Genomic DNA, 20065 nt, shown 5'->3' with positions numbered 1-20065 from the left:
CGCGGCTGATGCCATGGCTTTTCCGTATCGGGACGTCAGCGAAGCGCGGTCCTGAAACGAGTTCTTTGCTTCGCAGTTTGGAAAAATGGGAGGACAATATGGATCTTATCACAGGACTGGCCGTCGTCATCGGCATTATGGGCGGCATTGCAACGTGGGCAGCGATCACGATCGGCAACCCCTATCTGCTGATCTGGGCGGTATTTGTGGGCTGGGGGAGTTTCTATCACTGTGGCGGCAAGGAAGCCGGGTTCAAGAATTCGGCGCTTGCAAACCTTTGGGGAGCGATCTGCGCCGCCAGCGCATTGGTAGCACTGACGTCTATTGGTGTTACGGCTCTCACGGCCGGCATTTGCGTCGGCGTTTCAATCGTAGTCCTGATTCTCGCTGCCAAGCTGCCATTGCTGAGTGCGATTCCATCAGCGGTCTATGGCTACGCAACGACTGCGGCACTTTTTCTGCTTGGCGCTGCCGCCTATGGCGAGGGTCCAAGCGGCATCAGCAAGGTCGCGGCAGCTGTGGTGATTTCGCTGATCATTGGCAAAAGTCTCGGCTACGTCTCCGAGAAAGTGACAGCTGCTGTCGTGAAGAGCTGATCTAACCCCCGCTACCGCTTCAGTGATTGACTTATCCCAACCCCGTGGCGCGAATGCCGCGGGCTTCTTTCGTGCCGGTGACAGGCTCTAGATGAAACCGCGGCGGATGCCGTATTGGTCGAGCTTGCGATAGAGCGTTGGCCGGGAGATACCGAGCCGCCGTGCGACCCGACTGAGGTTGCCGCCTTCGGCTGCCAATGCGTTTTTCATCGCCTGGCGTTCCGCCTCGACGAGCGTGCCTACGTCCTGCGGGGTCGCTGCACTGCTGTTCGATCCGGCTTCCGATTCAGAGCCGGGCGCCGTGATCTCCTCGGGAAGGTCGTAAAGTCCGATGTCGCGGCCGCGCGCCAGGACATGCAACCGCCCGATGAGGTTCTTCAGTTCGCGCACATTGCCCGGCCAACAATAGGCAAGCATGGCATCGAGCGCTTCGTGCGAGAATTCCAGCGGCTCCTCTCCTGCTGCAGCAGCGATCTGCCGGTTGAAATGTTCGGCCAGCAGCAGCACATCTTCGCCGCGCTCGCGCAGCGGTGGAACAGTGATCGAGACCGCGCCAATTCGATAGTAGAGATCTCGGCGAAAGCGGCCTGTTGCAATTTCCTGCTTGAGATCGCGATTGGTTGAGGCGACCAGGCGTACATCCACCGGGCGACCCCGGCTGTCGCCAATGCGGTGCACTACACGCTCTTCCAGCACACGCAGCAGGAACGGCTGGATCTCAAGGGGCAATTCGCCGATCTCGTCGAGACTGAGGACGCCACCATTGGCGAGCTCGAAAACGCCCGGTTTGCCTTCCCGCGAGGCGCCGGTAAAGGCGCCGGCGACATGGCCGAACAATTCGCTGCCGAACAGGTCTCTGGTAATCGCCCCGCAATTCATCGCAATGAACGGATCGTTTGCCGTGCGCCGGCTGCCGGCATGGACAAGCCGCGCAAACAGCTCCTTCCCGACCCCTGTTTCACCTTCGACCAACAGCGATGTTACGCTGCCCGACCGAGCGACGCGGCAGGCGACGTCGATGGCAGCCTGCAGAGCTTCGCTTTCGCCGACGATCATCGCGACAGCATCCTGAAGATGCTTGTTCACTTCCCGGTGGACGACCGTCACGCTGGAGACTGCCGGCACGGAGGGGAACACCAGTGCCGCGCCGCGGAGGTCGCCGTCGAGCTTGAGCGGCGTGATGTGGCAGGATCGCAGATGGGCCGGCAGCGCTCTGGCAAGATCGGCTTCGGAGCCGGAGGACGGAAGGTTCATCAGCCAGCGGCCACGGCCTGGCTCCATCGGGCCGTCCATCATCTCGGTGGTCTCGCCGTCAGGCACATTGTTGCAGAAGATAGCGCGGCCGCGATGGTCGACGATTACCAGCCCGTCTTTTCGGCGGTAGCTGGGAGCCGATGAAATGAAAGCTTCGAGCAGGCGCGTGCGCTGTTCCTGCTGCTGTTCGGCCAATGCCTTTTCGATCTGCCGGGCTGTGGCGGCGACGAGCGCGGTGTTGTGCGGCCTGAAGATCGGCGAATAGCCTGACAGGTCGACGACACCGATGATCTTGCCGTCCAGCGGGTCGCGGATCGGCGCGCCGGCGCAGGTCCAGGATTTGATCCCGGCGCAGAAATGCTCGGCCGCATGCACGAAAGTCGGCTCACCGGTCCACAGCGCCGTACCGATGCCGTTCGTCCCGACGGCATCCTCGTTCCATTTGCCGCCGATGGCGAGGTGAATATCCATGCCGTCATGCAGCGTCTTCTTGTCGCCGATGGCGTCGATCAGCACGCCATCGCTGTCGGCCAAAACCAGCATCGCGCCGGTCCCGTCCAATAACTGGCCAAGGGAGGCGAACGACCGCCGCGCCGCCGAAAGTAGTTCTGCATTGGCCCGGGTCAGATATTCGATTTCGTCGCGATCACTGCTCAGCGGCGCTTCAATGCCTTGAGCGTTGATGCCGCCGGTGGCACTGCGATACCAGGAATCGTGAATGAGGGAGCGAACGTGGCTTGGGTGGACAGGATCGCGGGCGCATTTGGGCTCGTCAGCCAGAAAACTTTCCCAGGCGCGCATGGTGGCACGCTCGTCATAGTCGATGTTGCCCAGAACCATTTTGCCGGTGGCCAGCGACGCACGCGCCGGAAGGGCATCGATCTTCATCTGATTGGGGGCTATCTCGCGTTTCATTCAGTCATCACAGAACCTTTGAGGTATGCCATTTCTGTATGCGTCGCATTCGTATACTGCACGAGTTGGGCGCGAAGAAGGATGTCCGGGCGTGTGCCTGATCAGTTGATGCCGAGTTTCGCGCCGATGTCGAAGGCAAGCTGTTCTTCGGTATAGGTGGCAGCGAGGCGGGATCCGTCCATGTCGGCAAGCGCCTCGGCAACGATTTCGTCAACCGGCGAGAAGAAGCCATTCTGCTTTGTTGCCAGCACGAAGACCTGGTCGCCGCCGCGGTCGCGGATATCGCCGATGTGATGAAGTTGACGGCCGGTGTTCCGATCCTTCGAAATTACGCGGCCGTTCATGGTGACCTGGATGGACGGCTTGGCCTCGGCCACCGATGCCGCGCCGCCACCGACATGGATGATCAGGCCTTCCGCCTTGGGTTGCTGGCGTGGCTTTCGCGAAGCTGAATAGCCGCCACCGCTGATCTGGTCGGCAAGGCGGACGATGGTCGAGCGGTTCTGCTCGATCAGTCTTTTGACTTGTGCGTCCTCGCGCCGCGGGCCATCCCGCTTGGAGATAATCTCGACCATGAATCCTCCCAGATTCGATCCGCGTCGCCGTCGATACGGCTCATTCTTCTCTTGAAGCGAACCCTACACCGCCTCGGCAAAGTTCGCCATTGATATCACATAGCGCTAAAATTCAGGTCGCTGGTAGCAGGTGGCTGCTACACGGGATTTTCCGGTACTGGGCGCGTTTGAGCAATGCCCGCGGGCCAGGCTACCTTGCTCTTCAATTCCGCGGCTTCGCCGTCGAGTGGTCGCCTGTCGCGCATGTAGTGCGCAGCATGGAGGCAAAGTTCGGGATATGGCCGTTGATCTCCAGCGATTCGTCGTAAAGCGTCGATAGGAACTTTGGCGCCGTCATCCCCTGTCCATGGGCGATCTCGTCCAACAGCGTCCAAAAAGTGGCCTCGAGCTGGATGCTCGTCGAATGGCCACCTATTCGAACTGAGCGATTGACTAGCCGATACCCCTCCGGATCCTGCCCGGCAAAGACCTTACACATGCGAAGTCCTCCCGTTTGATATGCTCTCGGCGAAAGCGGCTTCTGCGCCCATTCGCCGGGATGGTACCATCTAAAGCGCATTTTCCGAACCATTTGCAGTGACTGCAATCGGGCTTTGGTGCATAAACCAGCCTTACGCCAATTTCTCGACGTGGTAACCGGCTGCCACCCCTTTTTGCAGCCAATGGGCCACGGTCGCCGGTATTTCGGAGACGACCGCAAACTGGAGGCTCCTTTGGCGAAAGCAATTCATTCGATGATCCGGGTGGTAGAAGAGAACCAGTCGGTGAGTTTCTACAAAAGCGCATTCGGACTCGATGTTGCGGACCGGTTGGATTTCGACACGTTCACATTGGACTATCTGCAATGCGGAAGGCCGATTTCGAGCTTGAATTGACGATCAACAAGGGCAGGGGTGAGCCCTACGCGCTTGGCGACGGCTATGGCCACATGGCTCTTTGCGTTGATGATCTCGAGGCAGAACACGAGCGCTTGGCGGTAGCAGGTTTCAATCCGCGGAAATTGTCGAGTTCAATCACCAAGGCGCGTTGCTTGCGCGTTTATCGGCAAGCGGCATCGTCAAGCGTTGGCTAATATAGATGAGCCCGCTTCATCCAATCGATGGATGAAGCCCATATGGGCCGGTGCTACTTTGATGCATAGCGCGACCATGGCAAGGCCAGGGACGGCAGCCCGGTTTTGCTGCCCAAGAAGCCCGCTGGCTCTAGGGGCTGAATATGAGCAAGACAACTCTCATTGCTATCGCTATCCTCGCGATCAGCGTCGGCTATGCCGAAGCCGCGGACCGTAAGGTCGAAACCGCACCCCTCGGGACGTACGCCAATTCGAAGAACCTGCCGGTTTGCACCGCGTCAAGCTCACTCTTCGAAGTCCTCGGTGACAAGTGTTTTCTCGTCAAGGGTTCGATGATCTATGGCGACATCGCCGAGCTTTCCCAGATAATCACTTTGGGCTGGTAGCCGGAGCAACAACGGCGCTCGACGCTAATTCCGCAGCCTTACGCCGACACCACACTGCTATCGGCCGTGCCGTTGATCGAACTGCTCGAACTGGAGACCGACAGCGGCACGATTGAGCTGGCCATGAATAGGATCGTCGCCCGCCAGCGAATTCCCCCTCATGAAAAAGTCTGACGCGAGATTGATTGGTTTAAAGCCGCTTCTTTGCGCGTGAATCGCAAGAGTTTTCCCAGGGGCGGTGAGGGACGTGGCGATCTTGTCGTCGACATCTGCGACTTCCCCTGACTCAGCATCTGTAGCCCGGTATGTAGCCCAGCAGCGAGCATACGCCGATTGGCGTACCCTGCATCGATACCTAAGTGTTTGAAAATATTGGCTCCCCGAGCTGAATGGAACTGCGAACTTTGAGTCGCCGATCGCCCTCAAACCTAACACCAGGGCCCACCAAGCGGATTCGCAAGCGCGATCGCGATCGCGCGGAGAGGATTAGATTGGCGGGTGGGCCCAGGCCAACGCTGAGGGAACGCGCGGTCGCGCTCGCCCTGGAGAAGGGCGAGGTTCGGGCGAAGGAACTGACCGACATCGGCGTTCCTCGCTGCTACCTAGCCCGCATGTGCGACGAGGGCTTGCTCATCAAAGTCGCTTATGGGCGCTATCGAGCGGCCCTTCCTAAGGCAGCTTGATTCCGGTCTTTCGGAATGAATGACGTAGCAAGGGGAGCGGGCGCGCAGTGGGTCCTGTGCCCGACGCTCTAGATCAGCTCGCACGCCCCATGCCGAAGAGGTGAGAGCCGCCCGCATTTTCAAGCCTCCATCAACCTGGAAGACAGGAATTCGATGAAGCGCTGCGTCTTGGCTGGAATAAGGCGAGTTTCGGTGACGGCGTAAATGCTGACCGACGACCCCTGCCATTAGGGCAGGATGCGTCGGAGCCGGCCAGTGGCCAAGTCTTCGGCGACGATCTTCTCGGCAAGCAGGGCGATGCCCTGGTGGTTGACCGCCAGGGCGCGGATCATCCCGACGCTGTTGAGCGTGAAGCGACCGCGAACGGCGACATCGACCTTGTTCATCTCCTGGTGCAAATTCCAGGTCGGGCTCCGCGCCATGCCGATGCATTCATGCTTCGCCAGTTCCGCAGGTGTGGCGGGCTCGCCCGACGCTTCGATATAGCCAGGAGACGCATAGAGGTGGCGCGAATGCCGCCCGATCAGGCGAGCGATCAGGCTGGAATCTTCCAGTTTGCCGATGCGGCTCGCCACATCGAACGGCTCGGCCACCAAATCGACGCGGCGTGGGGTCAGGTCGAATTCGAACGTGATGCCGGGATAGTGCCGATGATCGGCGTGAGGTAAAAAGTAGCGAGGTCGACCGGGAGCGAAACCCGTAGGACGCCGCTCGGCTGCTCAAGCATCGCGCCGAGCTGTTCGTGCGCCAGTCGCGCCTCGTCGACGATTCGCTTGCTTCGCTCATAATAGAGCTGGCCGGCCTCGGTGAGCTCGATCTTGCGCGTCGTGCGATGCAGCAGTCTCAAGCCGATCGCCTTCTCCAGCTCGCTGATACGTCGCGACAGAGTGGAGTTCGGCATGCCGAGAGCCTCCGCCGCCTTCCGAAAGCTCCTGGCTCTGGCCACCTCCACGAACAGCGCCATGTCGTTCAAATTGTTCAATTCTGCCAGGTTTATCCCGTGAGTGGAATAGCGGACAAGGACTCCAGCAAAATGGAGGTCCCTAATGAATCCACTGTTCACCCCGGCCCGCTCGCAGGCGACAGCCACCAGACGAACCGCTTCCTCGACGTGAACCTCTACGGCGGCGCGGACTACATTCGCAGCTACGCCGGCGCGGAGGATCTCGAACATCCCCATGTCTCTCCCCTGTTCGGAAACTTCGAGTTGGGCTGGACCCAGACGCTTCTGGCGACGGGAACACGCGACCTGCTTCTGTCCGATACGGTGCGCATGCACCGAGCCCTTCGGAATGCAGGAGCGTTGGCAGTTCACGCTGCGGGAGGTCGCCCGCCGGGCTGGCGTAAGCCACGCGGCACCCTACAAGCACTTCCCCGATAAGGCCGCGCTGCTTGCGGAGATCGCTATGATTGGGTTCGACCGGCTGCGCGAGTCCCTATCGGCAGCGAAGTCTGAAGCGCCGAAATCTCTGCGCGACGAAATTACTCCGATAGCTCGTGCCTACGTCGCGTTCGGAACGGACAACCCGGCTCTGTACCGCCTGATGTTTAGCGCGGAGGAGGGAAAAGCGGTGGGAATGCATCTCAATGAGCGGGCGCTGGCGGTATTCGATGTTCTCCTCGAAATCCTCCGGCGCGGCCAGGCCGCGGGGAGCATTCGCAAGCGGCCGATAGAAGGTCAGGCGGCAGCCGCCTGGGGACTCGTCCACGGCATGACCATGCTTGCGATCGATGGGCTCTTGGTGCCCGAGAAGGTGGGATCGGCGCCCTTGGATGCGGCCTTGAGCACGCTGGTGGAGGGGCTGGGGAACCCAGCAACATGACGTTCCGGACGGCTGTTGTGCAGACTCATGTGAGCGGCCGGGGACTTGTTTCCCGGACGTCGCGCAAAAGTGTGCAGCGGTTTTGCGATAGCGACATGCGTAAAAACAAAACCTAAAGCGCGTCGCATGAGGCCGGTCAAACGCGACGCGCTTTAGTCCCATTGGTACATCCTGGCGAGGGAGAGGACTTGAAATCCAACCTTCTCCACGGATCTGCGATCCCCTTCGTAGTTGTCGGCTGATGCTGTTCAGTCGACCTGTTCAATCTGCGGGCCTGGGTCGACCGGCGGAGCCGGCGTGCAATCCTGCCCCTTGCATTCCTCGACAGGGTTATCGGCTGGTGGAAGGCAGTTTTGGCCTTCGCAATGAACTGCCGGCTCCGGCGCTTCTACATGGTTAGGCGGAACAAGCTGATCCTCAGCGCGAACGGCCGGCATTGCTACGCTGATCATGCCCGTGCACAAGAGCGCAATCCCAAGCAATTTCATTTTCGCCTCCCTGTCTGGCAGCGAGCTGTACCCTACACTTTCAAGCTGCGGCCGCATCCTCTAAGCCGCGAACGACGTTAACACCGGGTTTCAGTGCTGGCCGGAAGGGAGCGGGCCGAATGATCAGCCTGTCGCATGTCGGACGCAGGCCGGATAGGCGGCTGCGGTCGATGCGGTGGGTCGGGCGGATCAGCGGCACATCGGCGAGGGACACTTGGATTGGCCGGATCGGCCTACAGACTTTCGCCACGTACGAAAGCGGCTCTGGAGTGGACCGCGTGTAAGCGGCGTTCGCAATTTTGATCTGAAGTGGCTCCCCGGGCTGAACGAAACTGCGAACTACGAACTGCCGATCCCCCTCGAAACTACGCAACAGCCCACTATCAAGATTCGGAAGCGCGACCGCGAGCGCGCTGAGCGCACCCGATTGGCCGGCGGGCCGAAGCCATCCCTCAGAGCGCGCGCTGTTGCACTCGTACGCGAAAAGGGTGAAGTGCGAACGTGCGATCTAACCGACATTGGAATTCCCCGCTGTTATCTGGCCCGCATGTGCGATGAGGGTCTGCTCGTCAAGGTCGGCTACGGCATTTATCGCGCCGCCGATCAGGAGGCAGCATGACCCGATCTTGGCCAATTCCCGGAGAATGGCAATGTCTGCAGCGGTTCGATCGCGCGAATAGAGGTTATGGCGGGAAATCGGCGACACGGCGCTGAAAATCCATGTCGAATAAAATGATGCGGCGGGTTCTGGGCATCCGTTTCATCCAGCACCGGAGTGTTATTTCACGACCCACACACCCAACAGGGTGCAGCGTATGTGTCGAGAGGCCTCGCCGAGTTCAGTTACGCGGGTTGCCATTGCCCCCAACAGGCGACTGGTGCCTTCGTGGCGCAGATCGTGGAAATTCAAATCATCGATATTCATTCCCGGAAGGCGCGTCGGAATGTGGTTCCAGATGATTTGCCGTTATAGGGAAGATGGACCTTCGTCCGCAGTGGCCAAACGCTGTTCTTCGATTATGTTCCTGCCAAACTTGATGACTTGCTCGCGATTGAGGTCGGCCAGGCAGGTTCTCGCCTACAACATGAAGCTGATGATCAACATCTTCGGCGTCAAACGACTCATGCAGACCATTGCCGCCTAATCAGAACCAGCCACCGGCCCGCATCCAAAACCTGCCTGCGAACCCGTCGTCCCGAACGATGTGCGCGCAGCCGCGTTTTCACACGGTCTCGGTCAAAGCGGTCATTCGCCAACGTCTGTTTCGCGCCCAAAAAATGCCTTCCACCGACGTTTGCATACGAATGGACCGGCCGCGCGGTTCGGGACCAACAAGACCTTTGCCGATAGCACTTCCCCAAAGAGCAATATCGTGACGACGAAACGTGAGGTAGAAATGGTCTGACGGCGGCTATGCTGAATCGGCAGAATCCGGGCACGAACCGGGAAGTCGACGCCGAGGCTATTGGCGCCATACGGGACAATGAATTTTGAGGACACTTACGCGGTTATTCCAGAGATTTCTCATCATCTGTCTGGGAGTAGTCAGCGTTTGGCTCATAGTCTTTATCGTTTTCGATACTGCGGACCGCAGACTTCCATGGGTCCTAGCCGTAGGTCTTACCTACGGGCTTGCTGCCTATGTCATTTTGCCAAACGTAGTCCGAATGGGCCTTAAGGTTCTGCACCGGAGACTCATTCCTAGATACTCAATCACCGGAGACGGCTTGCCCGGCGATCCAGTAAATCTAGTCCTGATCGGGACCCGTCAACAACTCTGCGATGCATTTGCAGCAGCGGGCTGGTCAACGGCTGATCGTTTGGGGGTTGCAAGCTCGTGGCGGATGGTACGAGCGTTCCTGCTCAACTCTTCGTATCCCACTGCCCCATTCAGCACGCTCTATCTCTTTGGACGAAGGCAGGACATGGGTTTTCAACAGCCCATCAACGACAGTCCGCGCAAGCGCCATCATATCCGCTTCTGGGCGCTGAGCCTCTCCCACTCGAGCGACGATATCACGGCAGCAAGCTTCTGGCTAAATACGGATAGACCGCCGAACGATCAGCGTGTCCTGTGGGTCGGGGCGGGCACCAGAGATACCGGATTATCGCTAACCAGGCTGACGCTCCAAGTGACACACGCTACCGATTCAGACACGAATGCTGAACGAGACTACATAGTCACCCAGCTGAAGGCGAAGCGGGTGATCGGGGATGTTGTATTGCACCAGTCCGGTTCACGTCTGCAGACCGGAATGGTCAACCATTACATTACCGATGGTGAGATCGCCTTCGCCAGCTTGATAGAGAATTGACAAAGGAAAAGCTAACCGTCGCCCCTCCATTGGATCCGAGGACACGTGCGCCGAGATCAACAAGTGGCCGACAGTTGAGCTCGAAACGGGATGTGGGGAGAAGGTCGATGAGAATTGCGCAACCAGCTACGTTCTGGATTGGGGTTTCCGCAGTCGCCTTGGTTGCGCTGGTGCTGTTGCGCGAAATTCTGCTGCCATTTGTCGTAGGCACATTGCTCGCCTATCTCCTCGTTCCGGCGGTCGACAGGTTGGAGCGGTTCGGGATCAATCGAACCCTTGCAGCACTAGCCGTCTTCTTGCCGCTGATCGTGGCCATTATCGGGGTAATGTTGGTCATGCTCCCGGTAATTATTGGCGAACTCAGATTTTTTGTTGAGGAGTTTCCCCGCTACATCACGCGTCTGCAGTCCCTTGCGACCAATGCAAGTGGCCCCTGGATGCGTAGTGTCATGGGTGAGAATCTTCACATCGAGCAATCGTCTGTCGATGTCGTGAGGACGGTGGGCAGCAAATGGCTCGACGGCGTCGTTACCTCGCTATGGTCGAGCGGAAGAGCCTTGATTTCTCTTCTTTCCCTGCTCGTCGTCACGCCAATCATCGCCATCTATCTGGCGATTGACTGGCATCGAATGATTGCAACGGTCGATGGCTGGTTTGCTCCGGAGTACCGCGACGATGTTCGGGCGCTGGGGCGCGAAATCCACGATACTGTTGCCGGCTTCGTGCGCGGTCAGGTCGTCATCTGCCTCGTTCTTGCCGTCATTTATGCCGCTGCTTTGAAGCTGACCGGACTCAATCATGCCATTTTGATCGGCATCACTGCAGGCCTCATCAGTTTCGTTCCCTATCTCGGGGCAGCCACCGGGATCTTGGTGTCCGTCTGCGTTGCGGTGGACCAGTTCTGGCCCGATTGGGCACCTGTCGCTGTTGTGGGGGGCATCTTCATCGTTGGTGAAATGCTTGCCGACTATGTGCTGTCGCCGCGCCTCATCGGTCGTCGCGTCAACCTCAATCCAGTCTGGATGATGTTTGCGCTGTTCGCCTTTGGGTGGCTGTTTGGCTTCATCGGTGTCTTGCTAGCGATACCAATCGCGGCTTCGCTAGGTGTTATCCTGCGCTTCGCGAGGCGGAAATCTCTAGCAAGCGCGGGTCACGACGTTTCAGCCGGTTCTAGCACGGATACGTGAGCGCGGTTCTCGCAAAGCTGAAGTCAAGCCGGTCGAGCCGACGTATTCCTTGAGAGCCGAAACTCCAGTTTGGAGGAAATTACCTGTGGCAGGTCAGTAACGTTCAGGATAGAGGTGGGCCCAATGTAATGTGTTGAGGAGCCGGTGACTTCACCCAGCCACCGCGACCCGCCCACAGCCGGGTCGTTGACGGGCGTGCGTATCCTCTTGGTTGAGGATTCCTGGCACCTCGCAAGAGCTATGACGAGGCTGCTTAGCGCGTTGGGGGCTGACTTGGCCGGGCCCGTTGCAACCGCAGCCGACGCCGAGCGCCTCATCTCCGAACGCCGCCCTGATGTAGCGCTCGTCGACTTTAGCCTCCGAGACGGCGAGCCCGCCCATGACCTGATCGACCGTCTGCAAGATCAAGGGATCAGTGTCATCGTCATTACCGGCTACGAGGTCGTTCCGCTAGCACCGGGCAAAGTTGAAGCTATCTTGCATAAACCCGTCAGCGCGGCACATCTTATTGCAACGGTGCGTCAAGTGACGTCGCGCTAGCTGCTGGATGGCCGGAAGTGGTTCCCTTTATGTCTGTCACGGTCACGGCCTTGACAGGAAACTCAATTCTGCAGCAAACGCCGTCGGATGCAAATACGAGGTCGACCGAACCGCCGAGCTCGTGAGGGATAAGATCACGAATGAGGCTGACGCCGTATCCGCATTGCGGCGAAGCCGCAATTGCGGGGCCGCCAATCTCACGCCATACGATCGACAGGTTTGTCGCATTCTCGCTAGGCCCGCGGTTACAGACCACCTCCACCCGCCCATTTCTGGTCGACAGTGCGCCGTACTTCGCAGCGTTCGTTGCCAGCTCGTTGAGCACCATCGCCAACCCCTGTGTCTCCGCGACCGTGAGTGTGAAGTTGGAGCCACGGATCGTTGTGTTTGCGTCCGTCGCGTAGGGCGCAAGCTGATGGCGGACAAGGTCCATGAGGTCAACGCCGTGCCAACGATTCTGGCTGAGTAGCGAGTGGGCGGCGGCCATGGATTGAATGCGCCTATCGAGTGCTTGAATGTATTCGTCCAGCGAACCACTGCCCGGGCTCGTATCCGTGATGACGACGGAAACGCGTGCCAGCAAGTTCTTGACGCGATGATCCAGTTCGGCGACCAACAGGCGTTGGTGCTCCTCAGACCGCTTGCGTTCGGTGACGTCAACAGTGAGGCCCTTGAGGCATACAAAGCGCCCCATTGCATCGAACTCGGCCTTGGCCACTTCCTCTAGCCAGACTTCCCAACCGTCGCAGCGCTTGAAGCGGAATGTTACGGTATATGTGGGGTTTTCGGGGCGGACACCGCGGACGAGCGCTTTGAAGCGCCCGCGGTCGTCCGGATGGACTCTCGAGAGAAAGTTACCGGCGGTCAGCGTTTGCCGCGGCTCATAACCCAGGATCTGCGCGGCGTTTGCGCTGCGCAGCGACGAGCCCGTCCGGACATCCCAAACGAACGCCGTGGCCGCCCCTGCCGACAGCGCCTCTTGCAAGCGGGCTTCGCTCTCAATGAGCGCGTCCTCGTGCTGACGCCGCTCGGCGAACAGCGCAGCAAGGACGGTTGCGCAGAGCGCAACCATCAGTATGCCGGCTTGAGCGGCAAGGATGCGGTCCGCAACCGGAAGATCCGGGTCGCCGAAATGGCCAATTCCAAACGTCGTCGTCCACACTATTGCAACGGCAACAATGAACGCCGCTGCCGAAGCGAAGATCGGCCGGCAACGGGCCGCTATCCACAAGAGTAACGGGAATAGTAGCGCGATCGGCACTACTGTTTTCCAAGGCTCCGCTGGCAGGGAAATGACGACGAGGCTCATCGCGGCTACCGCCGCTAGAGCCAAGAGACCTTCGATTGCCTCGCTTTGCGGCGGCGGCTCGCGTGCTGCTGAGGCGAGGCCGATCACCAGCGGCGCAGTCGTGACGATGCCAAGCGCGTCGGATAAGAACCAGTTTTGCCAAATGGCAAAAATCGATGTCGTCGCGCCATAGAACAAAGTGAACCCCAAGCTCCCGCCGATCCCGGATGCAGCGGCACCGACGATCGCCGCCCCTAACAGTCCCAGCACGTTGCGCAGGCGGTTGAGACTCACTCCGGAACCGAAGTAGCGCTCGATCAGACTAGCTGTAAGCAGGGCTTCCACCCCATTGCATACGGCGAAGACGGTGGCGCTCCCGAGGTTTCGGTCACCCAAGAGATTGGCCACGATGGTGGCGATCATGGTCCCAACCACAACCCCCAATCGCGCTCTTGGCCCAAGGGCGATCAACGTGCCCGCGGCGATACCAGCGGCGGGCCAGAACACGGCAACGCCATCAGGAGTGAGTAGGGAAAGGCTTAACTGTGCCGCCAGGAAATAGGCGATACCGACGACAACAGCGAGCCAAATTGAACTCGTCCACTGCCGCGTCTGGTCGGCGGCATCGGAACCTTGAGCTTGGACTCGTAGATGCTGCAGCATGTCACCGCCTCAGTCACATTATCACAAATAGCACAGGATGTGTGATGCGAGTGTGTGATCGTGCGCTTCGCCAGGCGGAAATCTCTAGCAAGATCGGCTCACAAAGTTTCAGCCAGTCCTGGCGCCGAGTGCTGATCATGCATGAGGCGGCGTGCTTTGGTCCGCTGCCCTCGTTAATCAGCAATTCATCGACAACAGAGTGTGACCGCGCCGTCGACCTTGACCTCTGCGGGCGCTGTTCGTTCTTCAAGAGATCAACGTTCGGCTCCTGCGGAAGAGTTACGCCAGTCGAAAAGTAAACGCGCTGTTCCCAAAAATATTTGAGAGATTCCCCAAAGGACAATATCGCGACCCGATAACGCGCCATAACCTCCCGCTGCGTCAACCGATTGCGCAAGTAAAACCTCTGAGATTTGAGGGGAGGGCGCAGGCACCGATTGATGGCCTTAATTAGCCTCGCATGCGTCGTGCGGGTGCGGCGCGACTGACTGCGTCCGCGCTCACTTGGCCCGGCGAGCCACGACGAACCAGCGCGTCCCTTTATCGTCTCGATCATGGCCGCACGCTCGGCTGCGCGGTCCTGGGCGGGCGCCGATGTCGAAACGAAGGCGGCAACACTCGCGAGGAACGCGGCCAGCAACGCTCGGCACTGGGCTAGAGTACTCATGAACCTCTCCTGGCCCACGACGTCGAGAACAAAAGCGGCGGCCATTTGAAGCAAACGCCGCTCCGATCTCACACCAAACATGTCGCGGCACCAGGTCCGGATCAACCCCGTTGGAGGTTGGTGGTGCGTCAGAAGGCGTCTTCCGCCTCAGGCGGCGACCGCAAATGGGACGGCAAGCAGCCTGACCGCACGACGCATCCTTCACGGTCTGTGTGGGTAAAGATAGGTGGGTGGCGGTTGGCTACATCTTGTTTGTGGCTTGGCTGGCAACAGGGTCTAACAGCTTCGTTTTAGTCAAGGCCAACCTGAGTTTGAACGAATTTGCCGATGCCGCCGCAGGATTGTTTGCACCGCTGGCGTTCCTATGGCTGTTTGTCGCGACGATGGTGCAGTCCGGTGAACTCGCCCTTCAGCGGGAAGAACTGCAGCTCACGAGGCAGGAATTCGTTCAGAATAGAGCGGTAGCCAAGGAGCAGGCTGAGGAGGCGCGCAACCAGGCAAGGTTCATTGGCACGCAGACCGAAATTACGATCAGGGCCGAGGCCGACCGGCATCTCGTCGCGGTGTTGGATAGTCTGAAAGAACTCCTCATGCAAAGCTTTCAAACCCAGATCGTGGTTAGGGCGGCGAATGGGGACACCGCCAAGGTTCGCGGGATTGGTCAGGGTAACTTAAAGACCCTAGGAGGCCTGGTCGACAGCGTGAGACTTGCTGCCCTCGAGTTGCGCGACACGTTGAAAACATACCCCGATAGAAAGGTCTCTGTCCTTGGCGGCCCGCTACTAGCGTTTCGAGACATAGTGCAAGAGATCAGAACCCTGTTGCCTTCAATAGCGCCGGCTCAGACGGCTGTGCTGTCGGGCTCTAACTTCAAGGCTTTTTTGGCTGAAGCCGACTACCTGCTAAGCGTTTGCGGCGAAGGAAGCAGAGCGACCGCTTTTAATGAGCTTGGGATGGTTAGGGCCGCAAGTGCAGGAATCGGCTGCAAAGCCCCGGCCGTACGTGGGCATCGCGTTTGTCGCTTTCATGGGGCTGGCGGTGGAGCACCGAGAGGCGCCGCTCATGGTCTCTATCGTCATGGGCGATTCACTTGTGAGGCGATCGAACAACGCAGAGAGATTTCCGCGCTGATTGCGGAGGCGCGGCGAGCGGCGGCCGCGGTGACATGAGCTTGGACCGACTTCGCATCCAGTGAAGACAGGCCGGTGCCCGACGAGGACTCATGGGAGGGGCAAGGCCGGTTTAGGCTGCGGCATTCGAACCCGACACGTCACGCAGGCTCGTCGACAAGGCGGGAAATGACTGGGCTGAACTTGCAGGAGCTAAGACCTCGTGATCGCCTGCGGATATGCACCCTCGACATGCGGACGAAAGTGGTCGCCGCACTGTGCCAGTCAGGGGCGATTTTCAGCTGCGGCTGCCGGCGCATCAGGTTCAGTCCACCCAGCCGTGCGCAGGCCGACAATGAGGGGGTCGAGGATGCTGTCGAGCGGGTGGAAGCGGCGCCAGACGGCGGCGGGATCGCGGTTGAAAGCTGGTGCCTGCTTCGCCATCGTGTCCAGGGCTTCCTGCGCAGCGGCGCGGTCTCCCAGGGCGCCGTATGCGATGGCGAGCAACGCTACCCCTGTGGGGTCCCCGGCCGCTGAGTGTTCTGCCGAGGCGAGCATCTCTCGATAGCGTCCCTCCAGGTAGAGGTTGACTGTAACTGGATCGTAGTACCAACCCGGTGGATTTATGGTCCTCGCGATTGCACGTTTTGCATATGCGATGCCCTCCTCCCAGCGGCCCCGATAGGAGAGCCGCCAGCCAAGCTGCGCCATCGTCTCGGGGTCGTTCGGGTTAAGTGCCAGCGCCCGGCGCTGAATGCGTTCGGACTCGCCGAAGTTGCCGAGGTGGTACTGGACTGCCGCAAGCGCCTTCAACGCAAGCATATTCTTCGGGTCTATCGCGACTGCCTTGGAGGCAAAATCGAGCGCATGTCCCATCTCGCGCGGAGCCTCGGCGTCCGGCACGAATGCGTAGCGTGCCGCGTCGAGGTGCAGCCAGCCGAGCAGAGCCCAGGGTTCGGCGTAGTCAGAATCGCGCGCGATCGCGGCCTCGAGGCACGCCAGGACCGGCTGACGAAGCTCGTCCCGGAAGGTGCGGCGGTAAGTGTATGCACGCAGCACGCAGGCATAACTAGCCATGCTCGGCTCGACGCCGCCTGATAGGCGGGCCTCCATGTCGTGGTTGAGGGCGCCGTAGGGCTGGCCCAATGCCGTCGCGATGCTCGCTGCCAGCTCGGCGTAGGCGCGGACCAGCGCGCCTGGCGTCGGTGTGCGGTCATAGGTTTCGCTCCAGACGACCCGTTCGGTCTGCGCGTTGAAGAGCTGCGCCCGGACCCGCACGATCGTTGTGTCGGAGCTGACGCTGCCCTTTACAACGTAGCCGACCCCGAGGTCGCGTCCCAGCGTTGCCGGGTCGGCACGCGCGTCCAAGCTGAAGCTCGCGCGTATCGAATAGAGCCTGAACGCCTCGAACCGCATCAGTTCGGTGATCAAATCCTGCGTGAGGCCGTCGGCGAGGTAGCTGTCCTCCTCACCGGTGCCGAACGTCTCAAAGGGCACAACTACAATGGCTGGACCGCGCACCTCCTCCGAGCTCGACGTTGGCGCGCCGTCGATCCAGAGCCACAGCCCGCCTGCCGCCGCGAAGAGCGCGACAAGCAGGCCGGCCAGGATGAGGAGCCCGCGTCGGCGCCCGTCAGCACCATCTGCCTCGTTGGCGGCGGGTGCTGCGCCCGTTGCACTGACGTCGGAGCGCGACGCCTCCGTGAGCGCCTGGTGCCAATTGAAATGCGGGACGTAGTGGCCTTTCGGAATAGTGATACGCACGGGGTCGCGGGCGCCAGCATCGACGTAGTAGCTGTCAAGGTCGCGCCGCAGGCGCCGGGCTTCGAGACGTACGACCGGGTCGGATTGGGACTCGAACTTTTCGTCGCGACCAAAGATCGCAAGTGCTAGTGAATACCCCTTGAGGCCGCCAGCGCGCCCAGCGAGCGTCTCTTCCACCAAATATCGAAGGAGCGCCCGCCGCCGCGGGCTTGCCTGGAGACTCGCACTGTTCAGGATACGTTCCAGCTGCGCCAGAATCTCAACCGCCGGCGGACTGCCTATTGCATCGCCGTAACCGGACGAGTTGAGTGTTGGGGTCATCGAATACCCTTCCACGCCCAGCTTTAAGGTAACGTGGCATGCCGCACAAGGCTGGTTGTCGCATGAAGCAAAGTGCGTGAGCGAAGCAGATTAGCACATCGAGGACGCCTGTGTGACATCCGTGGTGGGCCGGTTAGCTTGCCATTGGGGGTGGTGCACACCTGTTCGTACCTGTTCGTACCTTCCCCCCCGCGGACTTCAGAGTGATGATCCTTCCGTTGCAACGACCTCGCTGACGGGGCGGAGCAAATGGACAATGTCGCAGCCGTCGTGACTAGGTTCCCAGAGCGCGAACTGGAAATTCGTCGACGGTACGCTCGCGACCCCAAGTTCCTGGAGGTTTGCGACGACTATTGCGCGGTGCTGGAAGCACTTCGACGTTGGCAAGGGGCCGGACCTTCCGGAGCAACGCAGGCTGAGGACTATCGCAGAATGCTTGACGAATTCGAGCTGGAGATACTCGGGATCCTCGGCGTTCCGAGAGGACGCCGTCCAGGCCTTGGCGACGTTTGAACGGGCCGGCGAGGAACGTAGGAAGAGACAACCGGCGTAGAAGATGACACATCAAAGAGGGATATGTGACATGAAAGTAGCAACAATACTAACCTGCATTACAACAATGACGGTTGGCGTTTCCCTGCTAAGCAGCCTTTCGATTGCCCGTGCCCAGGACGCGCAAAAGCCCAACATTCTGTTCATCGTCTCCGACGACACGGGCTATGGCGACCTTGGCCCATACGGCGGTGGCGAGGGGCGCGGCATGCCCACCCCGAACATTGACAAGCTCGCCGAGGACGGCATGACGTTCTTCTCGTTCTACGCCCAGCCGAGTTGCACGCCAGGCCGCGCCGCAATGCAGACCGGCCGGTTCCCTAACCGCAGCGGAATGACTACGGTGGCCTTGCAGGGCCAGGGCGGCGGGCTCCCGGCGGCTGAGTGGACGCTGGGCTCGGTGCTGAAGCAAGGCGGCTATCACACCTATTTCACCGGCAAATGGCATCTTGGTGAAGCCGACTATGCGCTGCCCAACGCTCAGGGCTATGACCAGATGAGGGCTGTGGGGCTCTATCATCTGAATGCCTACACCTATGCGGACCCCAAATGGTTCCCGGACATGCCAGATTCATTGCGCGAATTCTTCCAGAAAGCAACCAAGGGCGCCCTGTCCGGCAATGCCGGGCAACCCCCGAAGGAAGATTTCAAGATCAACGGCGAGTATGTCGATACTCCGGTGATCGACGGTAAGGAAGGCGTCGTCGGCATCCCATTTCTGGATAGTTACATCGAGAAGGCTGCACTTGAATTCCTCGACGAAGCTGCCAAGACACCGAACGAGCCTTTCTATATCAACGTGAACTTCATGAAAGTTCACCAGCCCAATATGCCGGCGCCAGAGTTCGAGCATAAGTCGCTGTCCAAGTCGAAATATGCGGACTCGGTCGTCGAACTCGACACCCGCATCGGCCGCATCATGGACAAGCTGCGCGAGACCGGCATGGATAAGAACACGCTGGTTTTCTACACGACCGACAACGGTGCCTGGCAGGACGTCTATCCTGACGCCGGTTACACACCATTCCGGGGTACCAAGGGCACTGTACGCGAGGGCGGCAATCGTGTTCCGGCGATCGCTGTATGGCCGGGTAAAACCAAGCCGCGTTCCAAGAACCATGAAGTTATCGGCGGCCTCGACATGATGGCGACGTTCGCCGCTGCGGCAGGCGTTAAGCTTCCGGAGAACGACCGGGAGGGTAAGCCGATCATCTTCGACAGCTATGACATGACGCCGGTGCTGAAGGGAGAAGGCAAGTCGCCGCGCACCACGTGGTTCTATTTCACCGAGAATGAACTTTCTCCCGGCGCAGTCCGCTATAACAACTACAAGTTTCTGTTCAACCTGCGTGGCGATGACGGAGCGTCGACCGGCGGTCTCGCAGTAGACTCCAATCTGGGATGGAAGGGTGCGGAAAAGTACGTCGCCACCGTACCGCAGGTGTTCGACCTGTGGGCCGATCCGCAGGAGCGATATGACCTCTTTATGAACAACTTCACCGAGCGCACCTGGATGGCCGTTCCCATGCAGGAAGAACTGAAGAAGGTCATGCTCACATTTGTGAAATATCCGCCCCGTAAGTTGCAGAGCTATGGCTACACCGGTCCGATCACGCTTTCAAACTATCAACGGTTCCAGTGGGTTCGTGATCAGCTTGAGAAGGAAGGCGTGAATATTGCGCTGCCGACTGGCAACTGATCGTCAAACGGCGGCCCCGGGCTGATACCGAGAGGGCCGCCTTTTTCAAGCACTTGGTTTCTATGCCTCGACTCAGAACCCATTCTGTCTCCAGTCGGAGTGACAGATATACAACGCCGACCGTTATATAGTTGCTACAACTAGAAGTCGCTTGCTAGTGTACCAAC

At 59.6% G+C, this 20065-nt stretch carries 15 protein-coding genes and 2 pseudogenes; 11 read left to right on the top strand and 6 right to left on the bottom strand.

Features of this window, described 5'->3' with window-relative positions; genetic code table 11:
- Nucleotides 1-8 precede the first annotated feature (8 nt).
- On the top strand, nt 9-596 hold the full coding sequence (locus AC0L14_RS04400; RefSeq protein WP_473748750.1) for a DUF1097 domain-containing protein: 588 nt from the start codon (nt 9-11) through the stop codon (nt 594-596).
- Between the two features lie 87 nt (nt 597-683).
- Here AC0L14_RS04400 and AC0L14_RS04395 read toward each other — a convergent pair whose 3' ends face one another.
- The 3 genes from AC0L14_RS04395 to AC0L14_RS04385 form a co-directional block, all read right to left on the bottom strand.
- Complete coding sequence (locus AC0L14_RS04395; RefSeq protein WP_473748749.1) at nt 684-2765, bottom strand: sigma-54-dependent Fis family transcriptional regulator; 2082 nt, start codon at nt 2763-2765, stop codon at nt 684-686.
- Nucleotides 2766-2866: 101 nt separating this feature from the next.
- Nucleotides 2867-3340: a hypothetical protein gene (locus tag AC0L14_RS04390; RefSeq protein ID WP_473527598.1), complete on the bottom strand. Its 474-nt coding sequence runs from the start codon at nt 3338-3340 to the stop codon at nt 2867-2869.
- A gap of 202 nt (nt 3341-3542) precedes the next feature.
- Nucleotides 3543-3818: a ribbon-helix-helix domain-containing protein gene (locus tag AC0L14_RS04385; RefSeq protein ID WP_473748748.1), complete on the bottom strand. Its 276-nt coding sequence runs from the start codon at nt 3816-3818 to the stop codon at nt 3543-3545.
- 235 nt (nt 3819-4053) lie between these two features.
- Between AC0L14_RS04385 and AC0L14_RS04380 the strand changes: the two are divergent.
- Both AC0L14_RS04380 and AC0L14_RS04375 read left to right on the top strand, forming a co-directional pair.
- Nucleotides 4054-4378 (top strand): annotated as a pseudogene (locus AC0L14_RS04380) (VOC family protein); the annotation flags it as partial.
- Between the two features lie 177 nt (nt 4379-4555).
- Complete coding sequence (locus AC0L14_RS04375; protein WP_258116479.1) at nt 4556-4798, top strand: hypothetical protein; 243 nt, start codon at nt 4556-4558, stop codon at nt 4796-4798.
- Nucleotides 4799-5600: 802 nt separating this feature from the next.
- Here AC0L14_RS04375 and AC0L14_RS04370 read toward each other — a convergent pair.
- Nucleotides 5601-6463 (bottom strand): annotated as a pseudogene (locus AC0L14_RS04370) (LysR family transcriptional regulator).
- 51 nt (nt 6464-6514) lie between these two features.
- Between AC0L14_RS04370 and AC0L14_RS04365 the strand changes: the two are divergent.
- The 6 genes from AC0L14_RS04365 (at nt 6515) to AC0L14_RS04340 (ending at nt 11835) form a co-directional block, all read left to right on the top strand.
- Nucleotides 6515-6862, top strand: coding sequence for an alpha/beta hydrolase fold domain-containing protein (locus tag AC0L14_RS04365; protein ID WP_473748747.1), 348 nt, complete (start codon nt 6515-6517; stop codon nt 6860-6862).
- Complete coding sequence (locus tag AC0L14_RS04360) at nt 6774-7304, top strand: TetR/AcrR family transcriptional regulator (RefSeq protein ID WP_473748746.1); 531 nt, start codon at nt 6774-6776, stop codon at nt 7302-7304. The genes AC0L14_RS04365 and AC0L14_RS04360 overlap by 89 nt, the downstream gene beginning before the upstream one ends.
- 663 nt (nt 7305-7967) lie before the next feature.
- A complete protein-coding gene (locus AC0L14_RS04355; protein WP_473748745.1) occupies nt 7968-8411 on the top strand; it encodes a type IV toxin-antitoxin system AbiEi family antitoxin domain-containing protein in 444 nt (147 codons plus the stop codon).
- An 872-nt stretch (nt 8412-9283) separates the two neighbouring features.
- Nucleotides 9284-10108, top strand: a complete 825-nt coding sequence (locus AC0L14_RS04350) for an LssY C-terminal domain-containing protein (RefSeq protein WP_473748744.1) — start codon at nt 9284-9286, stop codon at nt 10106-10108.
- Between the two features lie 107 nt (nt 10109-10215).
- On the top strand, nt 10216-11295 hold the full coding sequence (locus AC0L14_RS04345; RefSeq protein WP_473748743.1) for an AI-2E family transporter: 1080 nt from the start codon (nt 10216-10218) through the stop codon (nt 11293-11295).
- Nucleotides 11296-11535: 240 nt separating this feature from the next.
- Nucleotides 11536-11835, top strand: coding sequence for a hypothetical protein (locus AC0L14_RS04340; protein ID WP_473527594.1), 300 nt, complete (start codon nt 11536-11538; stop codon nt 11833-11835).
- Here AC0L14_RS04340 and AC0L14_RS04335 read toward each other — a convergent pair.
- Nucleotides 11801-13786: an MASE1 domain-containing protein gene (locus AC0L14_RS04335; protein ID WP_473748742.1), complete on the bottom strand. Its 1986-nt coding sequence runs from the start codon at nt 13784-13786 to the stop codon at nt 11801-11803. The two genes, AC0L14_RS04340 and AC0L14_RS04335, sit on opposite strands and share 35 nt — an antisense overlap.
- Before the next feature lie 897 nt (nt 13787-14683).
- Between AC0L14_RS04335 and AC0L14_RS04330 the strand changes: the two genes are divergently transcribed.
- Nucleotides 14684-15622 (top strand): hypothetical protein, encoded by a 939-nt coding sequence (locus tag AC0L14_RS04330; protein WP_473748741.1) that lies wholly within the window; start codon nt 14684-14686, stop codon nt 15620-15622.
- Between the two features lie 225 nt (nt 15623-15847).
- Here the strand turns inward: AC0L14_RS04330 and AC0L14_RS04325 are convergent, their stop codons facing one another.
- Complete coding sequence (locus AC0L14_RS04325) at nt 15848-17647, bottom strand: tetratricopeptide repeat protein (RefSeq protein ID WP_473748740.1); 1800 nt, start codon at nt 17645-17647, stop codon at nt 15848-15850.
- Between the two features lie 619 nt (nt 17648-18266).
- On the opposite strand from AC0L14_RS04325, the gene AC0L14_RS04320 reads away from it, so the two are divergent.
- Complete coding sequence (locus AC0L14_RS04320) at nt 18267-19898, top strand: arylsulfatase (protein ID WP_473527662.1); 1632 nt, start codon at nt 18267-18269, stop codon at nt 19896-19898.
- Nucleotides 19899-20065 lie beyond the last annotated feature (167 nt).

The sequence above is a fragment of the Mesorhizobium sp. WSM4841 genome (genome assembly GCF_055811515.1).
The sequence above is the reverse complement of the archived record's forward strand: the minus strand, read 5'-3'. Positions and strand labels throughout refer to the sequence as shown.